17 protein-coding genes and 1 tRNA gene are annotated in these 19,495 nt (G+C 38.7%); 8 read left to right on the forward strand and 10 right to left on the reverse strand.

What is annotated here, in order from left to right; genetic code table 11:
- Positions 1-116 precede the first annotated feature (116 nt).
- The 5 genes from ubiG (at position 117) to yfaE (ending at position 5,614) form a co-directional block, all read left to right on the forward strand.
- Positions 117-824, forward strand: coding sequence for a bifunctional 2-polyprenyl-6-hydroxyphenol methylase/3-demethylubiquinol 3-O-methyltransferase UbiG (gene ubiG, locus PTUN_RS09035; RefSeq protein WP_009839942.1), 708 nt, complete (start codon positions 117-119; stop codon positions 822-824).
- Positions 825-830: 6 nt separating this feature from the next.
- Positions 831-1,484 (forward strand): HAD family hydrolase, encoded by a 654-nt coding sequence (locus tag PTUN_RS09040; protein ID WP_009839943.1) that lies wholly within the window; start codon positions 831-833, stop codon positions 1,482-1,484.
- Between the two features lie 400 nt (positions 1,485-1,884).
- A complete protein-coding gene (gene nrdA / locus PTUN_RS09045; protein ID WP_009839944.1) occupies positions 1,885-4,167 on the forward strand; it encodes a class 1a ribonucleoside-diphosphate reductase subunit alpha in 2,283 nt (760 codons plus the stop codon).
- 53 nt (positions 4,168-4,220) lie between these two features.
- Positions 4,221-5,351, forward strand: a complete 1,131-nt coding sequence (nrdB, locus tag PTUN_RS09050; protein WP_009839945.1) for a class Ia ribonucleoside-diphosphate reductase subunit beta — start codon at positions 4,221-4,223, stop codon at positions 5,349-5,351.
- The gene (gene yfaE, locus PTUN_RS09055; RefSeq protein ID WP_009839946.1) at positions 5,351-5,614 is read left to right on the forward strand and encodes a class I ribonucleotide reductase maintenance protein YfaE; all 264 of its coding nucleotides are present in this window, start codon (positions 5,351-5,353) and stop codon (positions 5,612-5,614) included. Before nrdB ends, yfaE begins: the two co-directional genes overlap by 1 nt.
- Positions 5,615-5,704: 90 nt before the next feature.
- Here the strand turns inward: yfaE and PTUN_RS09060 are convergent, their stop codons facing one another.
- The gene (locus PTUN_RS09060; RefSeq protein ID WP_009839947.1) at positions 5,705-6,241 is read right to left on the reverse strand and encodes a YaeQ family protein; all 537 of its coding nucleotides are present in this window, start codon (positions 6,239-6,241) and stop codon (positions 5,705-5,707) included.
- A gap of 180 nt (positions 6,242-6,421) precedes the next feature.
- On the opposite strand from PTUN_RS09060, the gene PTUN_RS09065 reads away from it, so the two are divergent.
- Complete coding sequence (locus tag PTUN_RS09065) at positions 6,422-8,800, forward strand: TonB-dependent receptor (protein ID WP_009839948.1); 2,379 nt, start codon at positions 6,422-6,424, stop codon at positions 8,798-8,800.
- A 113-nt stretch (positions 8,801-8,913) separates the two neighbouring features.
- Here PTUN_RS09065 and PTUN_RS09070 read toward each other — a convergent pair whose 3' ends face one another.
- From PTUN_RS09070 to PTUN_RS09110, 9 genes are all read right to left on the reverse strand, one after another.
- Complete coding sequence (locus PTUN_RS09070) at positions 8,914-9,531, reverse strand: FKBP-type peptidyl-prolyl cis-trans isomerase (protein ID WP_009839949.1); 618 nt, start codon at positions 9,529-9,531, stop codon at positions 8,914-8,916.
- Between the two features lie 60 nt (positions 9,532-9,591).
- The gene (locus tag PTUN_RS09075) at positions 9,592-9,981 is read right to left on the reverse strand and encodes a hypothetical protein (protein WP_009839950.1); all 390 of its coding nucleotides are present in this window, start codon (positions 9,979-9,981) and stop codon (positions 9,592-9,594) included.
- Positions 9,982-10,036: 55 nt separating this feature from the next.
- A tRNA-Ser gene (locus tag PTUN_RS09080) sits at positions 10,037-10,127 on the reverse strand.
- Between the two features lie 57 nt (positions 10,128-10,184).
- The gene (locus PTUN_RS09085; RefSeq protein ID WP_009839951.1) at positions 10,185-10,562 is read right to left on the reverse strand and encodes a hypothetical protein; all 378 of its coding nucleotides are present in this window, start codon (positions 10,560-10,562) and stop codon (positions 10,185-10,187) included.
- Positions 10,563-10,655: 93 nt separating this feature from the next.
- Positions 10,656-12,026, reverse strand: a complete 1,371-nt coding sequence (locus tag PTUN_RS09090) for an SLC13 family permease (protein ID WP_009839952.1) — start codon at positions 12,024-12,026, stop codon at positions 10,656-10,658.
- A complete protein-coding gene (nagZ, locus tag PTUN_RS09095; protein WP_009839953.1) occupies positions 12,016-13,032 on the reverse strand; it encodes a beta-N-acetylhexosaminidase in 1,017 nt (338 codons plus the stop codon). The genes PTUN_RS09090 and nagZ overlap by 11 nt, the downstream gene beginning before the upstream one ends.
- Before the next feature lie 8 nt (positions 13,033-13,040).
- Positions 13,041-13,589 carry an NAD(P)H nitroreductase gene (locus PTUN_RS09100; RefSeq protein ID WP_009839954.1) on the reverse strand — a complete coding sequence of 183 codons (549 nt, stop codon included), beginning with the start codon at positions 13,587-13,589 and terminating at the stop codon, positions 13,041-13,043.
- Positions 13,590-13,652: 63 nt separating this feature from the next.
- Positions 13,653-14,330 (reverse strand): HvfX family Cu-binding RiPP maturation protein, encoded by a 678-nt coding sequence (locus PTUN_RS09105; RefSeq protein WP_009839955.1) that lies wholly within the window; start codon positions 14,328-14,330, stop codon positions 13,653-13,655.
- Between the two features lie 72 nt (positions 14,331-14,402).
- Positions 14,403-16,364: an FAD-dependent oxidoreductase gene (locus tag PTUN_RS09110; protein WP_009839956.1), complete on the reverse strand. Its 1,962-nt coding sequence runs from the start codon at positions 16,362-16,364 to the stop codon at positions 14,403-14,405.
- A 168-nt stretch (positions 16,365-16,532) separates the two neighbouring features.
- On the opposite strand from PTUN_RS09110, the gene sppA reads away from it, so the two are divergent.
- Both sppA and ansA read left to right on the forward strand, forming a co-directional pair.
- The gene (gene sppA, locus PTUN_RS09115) at positions 16,533-18,401 is read left to right on the forward strand and encodes a signal peptide peptidase SppA (RefSeq protein ID WP_040644255.1); all 1,869 of its coding nucleotides are present in this window, start codon (positions 16,533-16,535) and stop codon (positions 18,399-18,401) included.
- Between the two features lie 39 nt (positions 18,402-18,440).
- The gene (gene ansA / locus PTUN_RS09120; RefSeq protein ID WP_009839958.1) at positions 18,441-19,451 is read left to right on the forward strand and encodes an asparaginase; all 1,011 of its coding nucleotides are present in this window, start codon (positions 18,441-18,443) and stop codon (positions 19,449-19,451) included.
- Positions 19,452-19,495 lie beyond the last annotated feature (44 nt).

Genomic DNA, 19,495 nt, shown 5'->3' on the forward strand with positions numbered 1-19,495 from the left:
CATTATTGTTGTCGGTAACATGCTATCACATAATTAAAGAATTTACAGGGCGTAAATCTTTGTGAATTTGTAATTTACCCCTTTATAATGCGCTCAGATTAACTAGGAAGCTTTTTATGACCGTACATCAGAATGTAGATCAACAAGAAATAGCCAAATTTGAAGCCGTGGCACAACACTGGTGGGATCTGACGGGTGATTTTAAACCATTACATGAGATAAACCCGCTACGGCTTGATTTTATCATGGATCATGCAGGTGGTTTATTTGATAAAAAAACGTTAGATGTAGGCTGTGGTGGGGGCATTTTAAGTGAAAGCATGGCCCGAATGGGCGCAAGTGTGACCGGTATCGATATGGGTCAAGAGCCACTTAATGTCGCAAAACTTCACAGTTTAGAAACTGGGGTAAAAGTCGACTATGTGCAAACTACTGCTGAAGATTTTGCCAATCAGCATCCAGCAAGCTTCGATGTCATTACTTGTATGGAAATGCTTGAACATGTGCCCGATCCAGAATCAATCATTCAATCGATTGCGCAATTAGTAAAACCGGGAGGCCAAGTATTCTTTTCAACACTCAATAAAACTCTTAAATCCTATCTTTTTGCCATAGTTGGCGCAGAAAAAATCTTAAAAATGGTTCCTAATGGCACCCATGACCATCAAAAATTTATTCGTCCAGCGCAATTAATCAACTGGGCTGAGAAATATGACCTTAAAGTGCGTGCAAGTAAGGGACTGAGCTATAACCCAATATCGGGCCAATATTCTCTTGGCTCTGACGTAAGCGTCAATTACATTCTTTATTTTGAAAAGGTGTAACATTATATGACTTTTCAAGCCGTACTGTTTGACCTAGATGGCACCTTATTAAACACAGCAGATGATTTAGGCGTAGCACTTAATACCGTGCTAATAAAACATGGTCGGCAACCGCTTAGCAAAGCGCTCTACACTGTTGAAGCGTCAAATGGTAGTTTAGCCATGTTGAGGGCTGGATTTGGTGCCAAAGATTGGCCAAGTCTTAATCACACAATTTTGCAGCAGCAATTTTTAGATTATTACCTAGCAAATATTGCTCAGCACACACATTACTATCCAGCCATCGAATCTTTATTACTGTCACTCAATGAAAGAAACATCCAATGGGGAATAGTGACAAATAAACCAACATTTTTAACTTTACCTTTGCTGCAGCATTTTACGTTACTGGCAGAATGTAAGGCTGTGGTATGTGGCGATACATTACAAGTTGCCAAACCCTACCCCGAGCCTTTGTTATTAGCTGCGACACGATTAGATGTGGCTCCAAGTGCTTGTTTATACGTTGGTGATGCTCAAAGGGACATTCAGGCAGGACAAGCTGCACAGATGAAAACAGCCATCGCCAATTGGGGTTACATTGCGTCAACAGACGATATTTTAAGCTGGTATGCTGATTTTATATGCGCAGATGCTCAACAACTAAGCAACTATATATAGTGTTTTTCACCAACCGATAACACTACATGTAGTTTATTTATTATTCATTGCCGTTAATTAATTGTTTTGTTGGTACTAAAAACCAGCAAAAGAATAAAAAAAAATAAATAATTTTTTATTGAAGATCAGATGTTGATTTTTAATTATTTCTAATGAATCAAAAGACAAAAGGTTAGTGTTAGCTAACCTTTTATATTTATCGCCAACTTATCCACAATCATAGCCAATTCTGTCCCTTGCAAATAAAATCATACCACTCTATCTTGTGATCCATAATTAAGTTGCCCCTATATATAGTGTTTAAATGCTAACCACTTCGGCACAACATTAATATTCAGGCCACTCGCCTAAAAATAAAACAATAAATTTCGCTAACACCCTAGGAAATGCAGGCATAAATATGAATAAACAACTATCTGTGAGTAAACGAGACGGGCGCAAGGAATTGCTTGATCTTGATAAAATCCATCGTGTCATTGAATGGGCTGCAAAGGGACTTAACAACGTTTCAGTCTCACAAGTAGAACTAAAATCTCATATCCAGTTTTATGATGGGATCCGCACTGAAGACATTCATGAAACCATCATTAAGGCGGCAGCTGATCAAATTTCAAAAGAATCGCCTGATTATCAATTTTTAGCGGCTCGTTTGGCGATTTTTCACCTACGTAAAAAAGCCTATGGTCAGTTTGAACCACCACGTCTGTATGACCATGTTGTTAAAATGGTGGAAGACAACCGTTATGATGCGCATCTTTTAGCGGATTATACGCAAGCTGAATTTGAACAACTCGACGAAGTACTTGATCATAACCGAGATCTAACATTCAGTTATGCTGCGGTTAAGCAACTAGAAGGTAAATATTTAGTTCAAAACCGCGTAACAGGTGAAATTTACGAAAGCGCCCAGTTTTTATATATCTTAGTTGCGGCAAGTTTATTTTCAAAATACCCACAATCAATTCGTTTAGATTATATTAAACGTTTTTATGATGCAGTTTCGCAGTTTAAAATTTCCTTACCAACGCCAATTATGGCCGGTGTACGTACCCCTACTCGTCAATTTAGTTCTTGTGTACTAATTGAGTGTGGTGACAGTTTAGATTCAATAAATGCGACGTCATCTGCGATTGTTAAATATGTGAGCCAACGCGCTGGGATTGGTATTAATGCTGGTCGAATTCGTGCGTTAGGTAGCCCTATTCGAAATGGCGAAGCATACCATACAGGGTGTATTCCATTTTATAAACACTTTCAAACTGCTGTTAAAAGCTGTTCACAAGGTGGTGTTCGTGGCGGCGCTGCGACACTCTTTTACCCTCTGTGGCATCTAGAAGTTGAAAACTTATTGGTACTTAAAAATAATCGTGGTGTTGACGATAACCGCGTGCGTCATCTCGATTACGGCGTACAGTTTAACAAGGTTATGTATTCTCGATTAATTAAAGATGATTACATCACTTTATTTAGTCCATCAGATGTACCTGGTTTATATGATGCTTTCTTTGAAGATCAAGCATTGTTTGAAAGCTTGTATGTACAATATGAACAAGACCCTGCAATTCGTAAAAAACGCATCAAGGCCATTGAATTGTTCTCAATGTTTGTCCAAGAGCGTGCAAGTACAGGTCGTATTTATTTACAAAATGTTGATCACTGTAATACCCATAGCCCATTTGATTCAAAGGTTGCTCCAATTCGCCAATCAAACTTATGTTTGGAAATTGCATTACCAACAAAACCTTTAAAACACGTTATGGATGAAGAAGGTGAAATCGCACTTTGTACCTTATCAGCCTTTAACCTAGGTGCGATTGATTCATTAGACGAGTTGGAAGAATTAGCTGAATTAGCCGTACGTGCATTAGATAACTTACTAGATTATCAAGATTATCCTGTTCCGGCTGCTAAAAATGCAACCATGAACCGCCGTACTCTTGGTGTAGGTGTGGTCAATTACGCTTATTATCTAGCAAAAAATGGTAAAAAGTATTCTGATGGTAGTGCTAACGCACTAACTCATCAAACGTTTGAAGCGATCCAATATTATTTAATGAAAGCGTCGAATGAACTTGCTAAAGAAAAAGGTGCATGCCCTAAATTCCATGAGACAACCTATTCTCAAGGTCTAATGCCAATTGATACTTATAAAAAAGATTTAGATCAAATCTGTTCTGAACCACTGCGTTTAGATTGGGATGGTCTTCGTCAAAGTATTAAACAATATGGTATGCGTAATTCTACTTTATCTGCATTAATGCCTTCAGAGACTTCGTCACAAATCTCTAATGCAACCAACGGTATCGAACCACCACGTGGTCATGTAAGTGTTAAAGCCAGCAAAGACGGGATCTTAAAACAAGTTGTACCTGAGTATGAAAGACTCAAAGATCAATATGAGCTATTGTGGGATATTCCTTCAAATGATGGCTATTTACAATTAGTTGGCATTATGCAGAAATTTATCGACCAAACAGTTTCTGCCAATACCAATTATGATCCGGGTAAATTTGAGGGTGGCAAAGTGCCGATGAAGTTGTTATTAAAAGATTTATTAACAGCATACAAATTTGGCGTTAAAACGCTTTATTACCATAATACCCGCGATGGTGCATCTGATGCCCAAAACGAAATTGTTGCCGATGCTGACGACGATTGCGCAGGCGGTGCGTGTAAAATATAAAAAATATTGGGCAAGCTTTCTTGCCCATTTTCTGTTTGTCTTTGAGAAATACTATGTCTTATTCAACTTTTAGCCGTAATCATAATAACCAATTAAAAGAACCGATGTTTTTCGGCCAATCTGTCAATGTTTCACGATACGATCAACAAAAGCACCCTATTTTCGAAAAGTTAATTGAAAAACAACTTTCCTTTTTTTGGCGCCCAGAAGAAGTTGATGTAAGTAAAGACCGTGTAGATTTCGAAAACTTACCCGATCATGAAAAACATATTTTCTTAAGTAATCTAAAGTACCAAACTTTATTAGATAGTATTCAAGGCCGTTCACCCAATGTGGCTTTACTCCCTATCGTCTCATTACCTGAGTTAGAAACTTGGATAGAAACATGGTCATTTAGCGAAACCATTCACAGTCGCTCATACACTCACATTATTCGTAATGTCACCAAGCAACCAGAATTGATCTTCGACGATATTGTTGATAACGATAAAATTAAAGAACGCGCTGATGAAGTTACACGTTATTATGATGATTTAATTGAATATACCTCAATTTATAATTTATATGGCGAAGGTAAGCATCAAATTAATGACCAAACCGTTGTCATCAATTTATTTGAGCTCAAAAAGAAACTCTATCGCGCGATTATGTCGGTAAACATTCTTGAGGCGATTCGTTTTTATGTCAGTTTTGCATGTTCATTTGCCTTTGCTGAGCGTGAACTGATGGAAGGTAATGCGAAAATAATCAAGCTCATCGCACGTGATGAAGCATTGCATTTATCTGGTACACAACACATGCTCAATATCATGCAAGATGGACAAGATGATCCTGAGATGGCCATTGTTGCTGCGCAATTACGCGAAGAATCTATTGAAATGTTTAGAACCGCTGCTCAGCAAGAAAAAGAGTGGGCAGAATACTTATTTAAAGATGGTTCAATGATTGGTTTAAACAAAGATATTCTTTGCCAATATGTTGAGTACATTACTAACGTACGTATGTCGGCCGTTGGTTTACCTCAACAATTTAGTATTACTAGCAACCCAATTCCTTGGATTAACTCTTGGTTAGTCTCTGATAACGTTCAAGTTGCACCGCAAGAAGCTGAGATCAGCTCATACCTAGTGGGCCAAATTGATTCTCAAGTTGAAGCATCTGACTTTGGTGACTTCGACTTGTAATGAAGCAAGTAATCATTCGAAATACCGATCAGATCCTAGAGTACGGATCTGATCGTTTTACTTTGTTAGAACATCTTGAACAGCACAAAATTCCTGTACAATATCAATGCCGAGAAGGCTATTGTGGTGCATGTCGCTGTAAATTAAATTCGGGTAGCGTTGAGTACCTGCAAGAGCCATTGGCATTTATTCGTCAAGGTGAAATATTGTTGTGCTGTGCAAAACCACTTGAAGATGTTGACCTTACCCTGCCACATTTTTAATCGTGAACAAGATAAGTTGAAGTGATAGAACGCTAAAGTTTAATGATGAAAGTGAGGTTTTCTGAGTTATAAAATTAAAACTGGCTATCGCTAATAATTAATCGCTACATCCTCCTTAAAACTGGTTTCATAAAAACCATGACTATTTGCAATTGTCAGTTTATTTTGATCAACCACTACAGACCAATCAAGTCGTTGCGTTATATCGTTGCTTAACTGTTGCAAAAACTCAGCTTCAATCGGCAATACTTTAATATTTTTTCGTTTAAAAAAACGTTCGTTATCTTTTAACCAAATCGAATTTTTTGGTGTAATTACGATTACCTGATCAGATTGCTGGACCGCCCTATCAAGACGTTTTTGAGATGGAAAACCGACATCAATCCATAATAAATAGCGTTCAAAATCACCTTTTAAAGATAAGTCAGGATGCATTGGATTATCATTATTTTTTGACCATGAGGCCATTTCAAGTGGCAATAAACAAAAACCAATTAGCTTTAATAAAAAATGTTCTAAATCTTCTTTTGGTAATAATGCGACTGTCACATCTTTGTGTTCATATCTATGGTGATTTAAATCAGCAACATCTAAATGCGCTTTAAATACGGTTTGTTTATTCGCCATGTGAGCTATCCAACAATACTTTCTTTAAAAGTATAGCCGCGAAATTAGTATTAGACGCATGTGTTTATAATCAGTCGACTGAAATATTAATCAATAACAAATGTTATAGCATCACAGTTGTTGATCCTATCTAAAATGTAATGTTACACTATCTCAATTGTTCTCTTTTAAGATGAAATTATGAAGTACTCTATATTATATTCCACGGTTATTGCCGCTCTAAGTCTTTCAACAGCGCAGGCTGCCACTATTACCGGTAAAGTTGTTGATAAAAATAATCACCCCATTAATGCAGCCAGCATTCATATCCACGGCAAAGATAAGGCTGTCTATAGTAATGAAAACGGTGAGTTTACAATTGTTATTGATAATGATGGCCAACTTCATATTTCAAAAGATGATTATATCGACGAACGAGTTACAGTCACAGCGACACAAACAGCAGTTGATGTAACCCTTGCTAAATCGTCTATTGAGACTGTGACTGTCTTTGCCTCTGGTTTGCATAAAACCAATATGGATATGGCCTCACCTGTGACAGTGCTCGCGGGCGATGAATTAAAAAATAACGCACAAGCAACCTTAGGTGAAACTTTAAAAGGCTTGCCGGGTGTTAATGCCACTTATTTTGGCCCGGTATCATCTTCTCCAATCATTCGTGGTCTTGATGGCCCTCGAGTGAAAGTATTACAAAATGGCTTAGATAGTAGTGATGCTTCGCGTATTGGCGCTGATCATGCAACGACCAACGAATCACTAACAGCCCAACAAATCGAAGTATTAAGAGGCCCTGCTACTTTACTGTACGGCTCTGGGGCTATTGGTGGTGTTGTTAACGTAGTCGATCAACGTATTCCCACTGATCAGCTCAATCAATTAGAAGGTGCTGTTGAGATAAAATACGACAGTGTATCAAATGGAAAAACAGCAGCATTTAATTTAGCTGGCGGTGATCAAGGCTTTAACCTCAATATCAACGGCCTCAAAAGACAATCTGACGATTATAAAATCCCAGAAATGCATTTAGATGATCACGATGAACATGCTGATGACGCAGATCATACTCATGAAACGACTAAAAAAATCGACAATACGTTTATCGACTCAACAGTGATTGATATCGGTGCAAGCTATGTTTCTGAACACTTAACTCTTGGTTTATCGTACGGAAATGTAAATACAGAATATGGGATCCCGGGACACGACCATGAGCATGATCATGAACACGAAGATGGACATGAGCATCAAGTAGCTATCGCTGAAACAGTAGATGAACATAGTGTTTATGCACTTTTAGAGCAAGATCGCTGGCAAGCATTAGCAGTCTGGACGCCTCACAATAACATTGTGGAAAAAGTTGAAGCACGTATAGGTTATACACAATATCAACATGCTGAAATTGAAGATGGTCAAATTGGAACAACCTTCAAAAATGACAGTCAAGAAGCGCGTTTTTCAGTGGAGCATACCTTAGGGCAATGGCATGGTGTTGTTGGATATCATTATTATTTTTCGGACTATCAAGCTCTTGGTGAAGAAGCTTTCACTCCATCGACCGAAACTCGTCAACACGGTTTGTTTTTATTAGAAGAACGTAATTTTGATGGTATCACCCTAGAACTTGGCGCCCGAGTCGAAAAATATGAATTAGATTCATCAGATATTGATACAGGCCATAGTCATCATGACGTTGATCATCACGAGGCTTCAAGTTATCTTGAATCTTTTAACAATATTAGCCTTTCTACCGGTTTAGTCTGGAATATTGGCTCAGGTTACTCAACCTCCATAAATGTTACTCACTCTGAGCGAGCGCCTTCAGCTGCCGAGCTACTTTCAAACGGTTTACATATTTCAACTGGTACGTACGACTTAGGCCTAGGTTATGTAATTGAAGATGGTGAAGTCCATTTTGAACCTGAAAATATAAAACAGGAAACTGCAAATAACTTAGACATCAGCTTTAGAAAATATTCTGATAATCTTGGTTTTACCGTTAATTTTTACTATAACCGTGTAAATAACTTCTACTTCCAACAAGCAACTGATTATGTGTTCGATCAACATGATCATGAGTTAATTCATGTCGCAATGGCTGATGAAGATAGCGCACCGGTTTACCAATTCACCAGTCAAGATGCGACTTTATATGGTGTTGAGTTTGATTTGCATTATTCGTTAACGGATGAATTATCCGTTAAATTATTTGGTGATAACAGCCGTATCACGCTAGAAGATGACAACTATTTACCTCGAGTTCCTGCTAATAAATTAGGTGGGACAATCAATTGGCAAATAGCTGATTTTGATATCTCGGCGACAGCAACTCATTATTTTGCACAAAATAAAATCGCATTTAATGAAACAAGCACTGCTGGCTATACCCTACTCGATGCTGCTGTAAGCTACCAATTTAACTTAGCATCTGTTGATAGCTCCGTTTATTTAAAAGCAAATAACCTAACCAATGAACTTGCTTTTGTACATAGTTCATTTATCAAAGAAATTGCACCGTTACCAGGACGTAATATCGCAATTGGGATCCGTGCTTTCTTTTGATGGTCTTCATAAATAAGTCCTAAATGTGTAAACACATTTCAGGACAAGACACAAAAAAGCCGCTTTTAAAAGCGGCTTTTTATTTAATTTTCTTGGCATAAACGCCGCCGACATTAAACGATAGCGATTAATTCAACATCAAAGATTAATGTAGAGAATGGCGCAATAGAAGCACCAGCACCACGCTCGCCATAAGCAAGATCATGTGGTACGTATAAACGCCATTTTGAGCCAACAGTCATCATTTGTAATGCTTCAGTCCAACCTTTGATCACGCCACCTACTGGAAATTCAGCTGGTTGGCCACGCTCATAAGAGCTATCAAACACAGTACCATTGACTAATGTACCATGATAATGCGTACGCACAGTTGAAGCCGCAGTCGGTTTTTCGCCTTCACCAGTCGTTAGTACTTCATATTGTAAACCAGATGCAGTTACAGTCACTTCAGCACGCTGTGCATTATCAGCTAGGAAAGCTTCGCCTTCGGCAGCTAATACTTTAGCTTGCTCTTCTTGACGAGCTTGAATTTCAGTATTAATAAGTTCAAATGCAGCTTGGATTGCTGGGATTTCAACTTGGAAATCAGCATCAGTATAAGCGTCTTTCATACCTTCAAACACAGCGTTTAAGTTTAAGCCATCAAATGGATTTGCTTTTAATTGATCACCCATTTGTAAACCGATACCGTAGCTTGCTTGCTCAGCGTGAGTTGTAAATTTATCAGACATAAATACCACTATATAAAAAGTTGAGTTAAAAATGAGATTTTATCATAGTTTTCTCGTCATTTATTGTTTAGTTAAGCTTTTCAATTGAATAACACGCATAATTTCATACGAAATAAGCAGGCAAACTAAATTAAGCCATAAAAATGATTGAGAAAATAATACAGAAAAAGACTGAATACTCGCTTGGTCTACTATGCTAAATCCTACCAGACCGATAAGCGCGCAAAACCAAGTGCATAATCTGGCAGACTCTTTCTCGTATTTAACAATCAAATGTACAATTAAAATACAAAAAAGAATAAATGCGCCCGTAGCTTGCCAGACTAATACACCTTGCTCTTGTGCCTCTGGGTAAGCATCAAAAACCATGGTTTTAACCATTTTGTATGCGTGGTAATAAAATAAACTAAATGCAGTCCACTTGAATAACTTAATCAACCAAGATTTCATTTTTAGAGACCCTTAAACGAAAAAAACCGCCACTAGGGCGGTTTCGGGAATGAGGTGGCGGAGAGATAGGGATTTGAACCCTAGATAGGCTACAAACCTATGCCGGTTTTCAAGACCGGTGCAATCGACCACTCTGCCATCTCTCCGTTGTTGCGCGCATACTACTGATTTAACGCACTAATGTAAAGTACAAAAAAGAAAAATTAATAATATTGTGGTGGTGTTTTTGCAATTACCGCACTAATTAAGCAAACAACTACACCAATTATTGCGGCAAATACAACCTGCATCACAACTTCAACATTAGCAAAAACACCATTACTGAGTGCATTGATAAAAATTAATGGGGCTATACTGCAACAAAATACGGTAAAACACACTTTAAAGGCACGGTTAAAACTAAAACGGCGACTTTTTGCCATTCGCCATGTTAGTAATGCAATTATTCCAGTCACAGCAAACAAACTAAATGAGCTATTTTTTGTATAGATTGAAATTACAATTCCTATCGATGCACCGACAAGTCCCCATAACAACCAAACAAACCAGTTTTCTCTTTCTCGATAAAAAAGATTATTCATCTTACCAGCCTCATTTTTATTATAATTATTACCCTACCATAACAAAAAATGTACAAATTAAAAACTGACAAAGTTAAATTTATAGTCTACTGGCTAAAATAATAATAAATAGCAGGTTAAACTGACAATCACGGCTAATAAAACGTTTAACAAAATGCCTTCTTTGACCATAGCCGCAATGGTAAGCTCACCACTGGCAAATACGATTGAGTTTGGCGCTGTTGCAACAGGTAAACAAAACGCACATGAACAACTAATTACAACTGGGATCATTAAGAGCTCAATCGGTAAATTAAGTGCGATTGCAGCTGAAGCAATAATTGGCATCAACAATGTTGCAGTTGCGGTATTTGAGGTGATTTCTGTTAAAAAGGAAACGCACAAGGTAATCGCTAATAACATTAATAATACTGGTAATTTACCAAGCGCAGTTAAATACTCGCCAATTAAGTTACTTAGCCCACTTGCAACAAATGCGCTTGCAATACAAATACCGCCAGCAAATAGCAATAACATGCCCCATGGGATTTCTTTTGCTGCACTCCATTGAAGTAAACGTCCACCTTTACCGTTTGAAGTAATCGCCATCAGCATAACACCGAGCAACGCGATGGTTGAATCACCAACATCAGCAAGATTTAATACGCCCGACCAGCCGCCAAACGGTTCTTTACGAAAAATCCATAAAAAAGCAACAAAGGCAAAAATAACCAATACCCGCCATTCTGCTTTTTGCCAAGCTCCCATTTTTGGTAAAATAATGGCTGAGGTTAATTTAATATTACGCGTTAGCCATAATGCACAAAGTGGAATTGATACAACCACAATGGGCACTGCAACCTTCATCCAATTTAAAAATCCATATTCTTTACCAGAAAACTTTTCATAAACGGATGCAAAAATAACATTAGGTGGTGTGCCAATAATGGTCCCTAGCCCGCCTATTGATGCCGCATATGCTAAGCCAAGCAAAAGCGCGATTTTAAAACGGGTATTATCGGTAGTACTACAAATGGCAAGCACAACAGGTAACAACGCAACAACTGTCGCGGTATTTGAAATCCACATCGATAAAATCGCAGCTGTTACCATAATAGCCATTACTATTCGCTGAGCGCTGTTACCGCCAATAATCTCAATTATTTTAAACGCGAGTCGTTTATGTACTTGAGATTGCTCTATCGCAACCGCCAACATAAACGCGCCCATTAAAAGTAAAATGACATGATTACCTAACGCACTTGCTGCTGTTTTATGATCAAGCACACCAAAAAAGGGAAATAAAACCAAAGGTAATAATGAAGTAATAGGAATGGCTATTGCCTCAGAGATCCACCAATATCCTGTCAAAGCGGTGATAGCTAAGGTGTAACTAATAGCATCAGACAATGCAAAAAACTGTGCAATTACCCATACCGAGAATGAAAAGCCTAGTCCGAGTCCAATATGCCAGTTAATTTGCACGGTAATCTTCCATTTTAGAAATAACTGATTGAGCTGCGAGCCATCGGTGATCAGTTTTTAATTCCATCATAGTGACATTTTTTTTCTGTAAGTATGCAAGACCACGCTGACCATGATTTTGATACAGATTAATCTCAAGTCCATCTAAAACCTCATATAAACCATGGGGCTCGTTACACAATAATGCAAGATCACAACCAGCATCAAGTGCACTTTGGGTTCGGGTAACATAATCCCCCATTTGAACCGCGCCTTGCATGCCCATATCATCTGAAAAAACTGGACCTTTAAAACCTAATTTATTACGCAGCACTTGTTTTAGCCAATAATCAGAAAAACAAGCAGGTTTAGGATCGCAGTGAGGATAAATTACATGTGCAGGCATTACACCATCAGCGCAGCCTGAATCAACTAGCGCTTTAAAGACACTCATGTCGGAGTTAAATATTTCAGCTTTACTGCGCTCATCCACAGGCATAGCAATATGTGAATCCGGCCCTACTGAACCATGACCAGGAAAATGTTTCACCACATTTTTCACCCCAGCGCTATGTAAACCGCCAATGAAATGTTTTGCCGCATCAATTACCTCAATCGGACTGATTGCAAAAGCACGAGTAGTGATAACTTGTGATATACCATTTAAATCAAGCACAGGCGTAAAGCTAAAATCAACGCCATGAGCGCGCAACTCTGCCGCAAGCGTAAAGCCTAGATCTGCTAAAATCGGGCTATTATGTTTTTTTTGAAAAGAGGTCGCTTCAAACATCGCGGGAATGGCCGAAAAGCCATCTCGAAAACGTTGAACACGTCCACCTTCATGATCAACACTGATTAACAGCATCGGCGATATTTTTTTAATCTGTGCCGTTAATGCAATGAGTTGTTCATTATCATGATAGTTTCGAGTAAATAAGATCACCCCTGCCACTAAAGGATGCTGTAAATATTCAACTTCTTCAGGTAATAAACTCAAGCCTGAAATACCAGTTAAAATTGGACCCATGATAATTCCTAAAAATCACTAAAAAATTGTTCTGTGCTGAGGCGTCTGGTTTTAACGTGCTTCACTTCAGGGGTGCCAAGATACAAATAACCTACAATTTCATCATCTACGTTTAGACCAAGCTCCGCTTTTATAAGCTCACATTGTGCGTAATGGCCTGTACGCCACACACCACCTAAACCTTGGGCAAAGGTCGCTTGTTGCATCGCAAACACAGCACAAGCCGCTGATTGGACTTGTTCAATACGAGGAACTTTATTGTTCTCAACATATTTAGCGATACAAATAATAACAAGCGGTGCTCTTAGAGCCAAAGTTTTGGCTCGCTCTAAATTACGCTCATCGAGTTGATGATGAAAAGCTGAGCGATAAAAAACATCACCTAGTCGCTCTCGGCCCTCTCCTTGAACCACAATAAATTGCCAAGGCGTTAACGCTCCGTGATCAGGTGCAAGCAAAGCGGCTTGTTTAATAATTGAAAGTTGTTCAGAATTTGGGCCCGGTTCGGTTAATCGAGCATCAGATTGGCGGGTTAATAATAATTCAAGTGCATTCATAAAATGTTATTCTAAATTTTTTTTCAGAATAACATTTTCTGTTTATAAATACAGTGCGTAAAATTAAGCTCTTTTTGATGAAAACCAATAATCTAAACTGGTAAATCGCCCACCACCGCTAAAAAACAGACTCAGCAACATTACAAAATACATCGCAGAAAACTCAATCCCATTATTTAAGATAACGGCTCGACCATTTTGGTATAAATAATCGCGATTACCATGTTCATCCACAATGTCATGAATTATCTCAAGGCGTTTTTTAGTTTCAATGCTGTTATCTAGGCTTAATTGCGCCTGATTAAACCCCGCCCACTGAAATACTGTTGCTGAAGATGTATTCGGATCAAGCGGGGTAATGGCAAACCAACCATTTGACCAATGGACTGTCGTTGCAGCAACAATCATAGTGATCATCAGGGGAACAGTCACAAGGCGGGTGAGTAAACCAAATAGCAACAACCAGCCACCTAAAAATTCACTCCAAGCGGCTAAAAAAGCTAATAAATCAGGAAAAGGTAAACCTAAGCCCCATTCTGAATTGCCAAACCAAGCAACTACATTCGGATCGGCAAGTAAAGAATGGAAACCTTGCCATTGCTCACTAAAGCCCAATTTGCTGTAACCCGCAATGATCATTACCGGAGCCAAAATAAGGCGAAAAAGTAATGGTGCAATACCGTCTGCGAATTTAAGATGAAGCAGAATTGACTGATATTGAAGTTGTAGCGCTTGAAACATTTTTTCACCTTGTAAATCTTATTGAGTTAACAAAGACCCACTCAGTGAAAAAATAATTTCAAGTAATAAAAGTTAAATGTGGCGCGCGACCATTAGCGCTTCAAAAATAGCGCGTTTTGCATCAATAGCGGCAGCCAATTTAGCGCCACCAATAACATGGAACTTGGCTTCACCTTGGTGCGGATTATAAAGTTCATTGTTAGATTCTTGGCCAATGCAGGCAATAACGGTATCAACATCTAGAAATTGTTGCTGTCCTTTATGTTCAATTTCAAGACCTTGGTTTGAAAAGCCAACATAGTTGCACTGCTCAAGTTGAATAACACCTTGCTGCTTGGCAACTGCGCGATGGATCCAACCTGTTGTTTTGCCAAGTTCAGAACCAAAACGACCCGCACTGCGTTTGAGCATATAAATTTGCTCTAAGGCTTGATGAGAATTAGCTGTTTCATCAATCCCCCACTGAGATTTAAATTGTGCAATTGACTTATTTTTTTGCTCAGTCAAAAACGCTACCATGTCAAAACCAATACCGCCAGCGCCTAAAATAGCGACGCGCTTGCCAATCGGTACTTCACCACGAATGACTTCATCGTATGCATAAATACGCTTGCCATCTAAGCAATTTATTGGTGCTAAACGCGGCCGTACCCCCGTTGCAAAAACAACATCATCATAATCTGCTGCCATTTTATCGTTATATTCAGTTGCTAACTTAACCGTAACACCTTGTTTGTCGAGTTCACTTTGATAATACGTAAGGGTGTAATTAAAATCTTCTTTGCCTGGTATTTGCATTGCTAATTTAAATTGTCCGCCCATTTGATTGCTGCGATCAATTAAGGTCACCGTATGACCTTTCTCAGCCAAATAACACGCGCTTGCCATACCTGCTGGCCCCGCGCCTACCACCAAAACTTTCTTGGCTTTAGCAGCTTTTTCAAGCGGGTATTCAAGCTCAAAACCCGCGCGCGGATTAACTAAACAGGTGGCACGTTTACCTTTAAATACGTTATCTAAACAACCTTGATTACATGCAATGCAAACATTAATGTTCTGGCTATTATTTTGACTGTATTTATTAAAAAAGTCAGGATCTGCAAGCAATGGGCGTGCCATTGAAATTAAATCTGCTTTGCCATTTTGCAATATTTGATTAGCAAGTTCAGGAGTATTAATACGATTTACCGCAATAACAGGCACTGAAACCGTTTGTTTTAATAATAATGAAGCATCTTGAAAAGCGCCTTGTGGCACCATACTGGCAATAGTTGGCACGCGCGCTTCATGCCAACCAATTCCCGTGTTAAAAATATCAACGCCTGCCGCTTCGAGTGCTTTAGCTTGTGCCTGAACATCAGATCCCGAAGAGCCGTTTTCAACTAAATCATGCACAGATAATCGAAATACAATAATAAATTTTGATGATACATTTGCACGCACTGCTTTGACTATTTCTAATGCAAAACGCATACGGTTTTCATTACTACCACCAAATTCATCTGTACGTTTGTTGGTATGAGCAGCCATAAATTCGTTAATTAAATAGCCTTCCGAGCCCATAATTTCAACCCCATCATAGCCCGCTTTTTCCGCTAAATGAGCAGAACGTGCAAAACTTTTTATGGTGCTAAGCACTGCACGCTTTGACATTGCTTTAGGTTTATAAGGATTAATTGGTGCTTTAATCGCACTCGGTGCATGATTAAATGGGTGATATGCATAACGACCAGCATGGAGTAACTGCAAGCAGATTTTTGCCCCTGCCTGATGAACTGTTTTAGTGACCGTTCGATGTTTTAATACATCAAACCAACTGTTAAAAGTCGATGAAAATGGTGTTAATTTACCCCGTAAATTAGGGCTGTAACCACCAGTAATAATTAAGCCAACGCCACCTTCTGCTCTTGCTTGATAAAAAGCATTAAGCTTTTTTAGGTTACCAAGCCCTTCTTCTAAGCCGGTGTGCATCGATCCCATTACTAAACGATTTTTTAAATGGTTATTTTTTAGTTTTAATTCTTGTTCTAACACAAATAAGCCTTAATTATACTGGTCATACCTCTGGCAACATTAGCTTTTTTTCGCAATATGTACAAGTGTCACACTTAGATACTATTTAGATTTAAGTTTAAGATTAAAATCGGTTAGTATTAGTGAATATTGTGTATTTGCTATCAAATCTATTTTAAGGACATGATTTTGATTAAAAAATTCTTTCAAATGTTATGGAATGGCTTGAATTTTTCAAGAAGACTCATTTTTAACATTTTATTTGTTGTTATTATTATCAGTGTGATTGTAGGGTTTAGTTCCGATGATGGTAAAGTCATCATCACTCCAGGCTCAGCCTTAGTACTAAATCTTTCAGGTCAAATTGTTGAACAAGAAAAGTATGTTGACCCACTTGAAGCCGCAATTGGTGATTCAATGGGACAAAATGACGAGCCACCTGAAGTTTTGCTTGATGATGTGATCAATGTTATCAATGATGCCGCACATAACCCAAAAATAAGTGTGATGGTGCTTGCATTACAACAAATGCAAAATGCTCACCTCAATAAACTCCAAGAAATTGGCGCTGCGCTAACTGAATTTAAAGCGCAGGGTAAAAAAATTATTGCCACTGGTGACTCGTACACCCAAGCGCAATATTATCTCGCTGCTTACGCAGATGAAATCTCTATGCATCCATATGGCTGGGTCGGTGTAGAAGGCTATGCTATGTATCCGGTGTATTTTAAAGATGCGCTCGAAAAACTCTCGATTTCTCAGCATATTTTCCGTGTTGGTACCTTTAAATCAGCAGTTGAGCCTTTTATACGAAATGATATGTCTGATGCTGCGAAATTAGCTAATAAAGAATGGTTAGGCGCACTTTGGCTGCAATATAAAACCGATGTAGCTGCACAACGTAACTTTGATATCTCAAATTTTGATGAGTCAATGACTACCTTTTTAGAAAAGTTCGCTGCGCAGTCGGGTGACTCAGGTGAATATGCTCTTAAAAATGGTTGGGTCGATAACTTAAAAACTAAAGAAGAAGTTCGCCAAGATTTAATTAAATTAGTCGGACTTAATGCTGAAGGTAAATCATTTAACCAAGTATCATTTAGCGACTATCTATCAACCATCAAAATGCCATTTCCTTACGATAACCCCCTGACTGAAAAAGTTGCGGTTGTAGTAGCCAAAGGTAATATTGTTGATGGTAAGCGTAAAGCAGGTGAAATTGGTGGTGATTCAACGTCAGCCTTATTACGCAAAGCGCGTCTTGATGACAAAGTTAAAGCGGTCGTTCTTCGCATCGATTCTGGTGGCGGCAGCATGTTTGCATCTGAACTCATTCGCGCTGAAGTTTTAGCGTTAAAAGCTGCGGGTAAACCTGTGATTGCTTCAATGAGTTCAGTTGCTGCATCAGGGGGTTACTGGATAGCCTCCGCAGCAAACGAAATTTGGGCAGCGCCAAGCACTATTACCGGTTCAATTGGTATTTTTGGTACAGTAATGACATTTGAAAATAGCCTCGCTCGTTTAGGTGTTTATTCCGATGGTGTTTCTACCACCGAAATGGCTGGTTTTTCACCAATGCGAGAACTGAATCCTCAATTGGGTAATATGATCCAAATGAGTATTGAACGCGGCTATAACCGTTTCTTAACCATTGTTGCTGAAGCCCGTGGCATGAGCATTGAAGAAGTCGATCACATTGCACAAGGCCGTGTATGGATTGCTACACAAGCAAAAGAACTCGGTTTGGTTGATCACTTAGGTAATAAACAAGATGCGATTGAAGCTGCGGCAAAATTAGCAAGCTTAGATCATTATGATGTTATTACCGTTGAGCAAACATTGTCACCGCGTGAGTTATTTATGAAAGAATTTTTATCAAATGCTCATGTACAAAGTTTAATCGCAATCGAACCAGCTCAAGCTACGATTAAAACGAGCCTACAAACCAACATAAAATCTGTCGTGCATCAGTTACAACAAGAAGTAACAAGCCTTGAGGATTATAACGATCCTAATGGTGTATATGCGCGATGCTTGGTCTGTAATTTAGCCCAATAAGCGATTATACTAGCCCGGTTACTTAACCGGGCTAATTTTATGAATAAAAAACGAATTTACATCGCCTACACAGGCGGTACAATTGGCATGAAAAAATCAGCGCAGGGCTACATTCCTGCTGATGGTTACCTCACTAAAACCGTTCAAAACAGCGCAGAATTCAACCGTGAAGAAATGCCGCATTTTGATATTCATGAATACGCCCCTCTGATTGACTCTTCCGACATGTCTCCAGCACATTGGCAATTAATCGCCAATGATATAAAAGACAAATACCTCGACTACGATGGATTTGTGGTACTTCATGGCACAGATACCATGGCCTATACCGCATCTGCGTTATCATTTATGCTAGAGAATTTAACCAAACCAGTGATTGTTACGGGTTCTCAAATTCCGTTATCGCAATTGCGCTCTGATGGCCAAGTGAATTTACTTAACGCCATGTTTTTAGCTGCAAACTATCCAATTGCAGAAGTGAGCTTATTTTTTAATAACCAATTATTTAGAGGTAACCGCGCAACAAAAGTCCACTCTGATGGTTTTAATGCATTTGCTTCACCTAATTTTGAGCCACTCGCCCTCTCCGGCATTAATATTGAGTTAATTAATGGCTGCTTAAGTCCCTCAATTGAAAATGAGCTGCAAGTGAGTAACATCACACCACAGCCTATTAGCGTATTGTATTTATATCCAGGGATCAGTGTTGAAATTGTAAAAAGTATGCTTAATGACCCCGTAAAAGCGCTGATCATCATGAGTTTTGGCGTTGGTAACGCACCGCAAAATCCACAACTGTTAGCTGAGCTTGAAGCTGCTTCAAAACGTGGCGTGGTGATCATCAATTTAACTCAGTGTATTAAAGGCAGTGTTAACATGGGCGGGTATGCTACGGGTAATGCGTTACTCAATGTTGGTGTGATCAGTGGGTATGATATGACCTTAGAAGCCTGTTTAACCAAATTACATTATTTATTAAGTAAGGGACTTGAAGTCGAGACTATCCGACATTTAATGCAAGATAATTTACGTGGTGAACTCGAGCGCTAAATGTAAATGAATATCAATAAAAAGGCCATAACAGTGTGTTATGG

The organism is Pseudoalteromonas tunicata (genome assembly GCF_002310815.1).
GTDB lineage: Bacteria > Pseudomonadota > Gammaproteobacteria > Enterobacterales > Alteromonadaceae > Pseudoalteromonas > Pseudoalteromonas tunicata.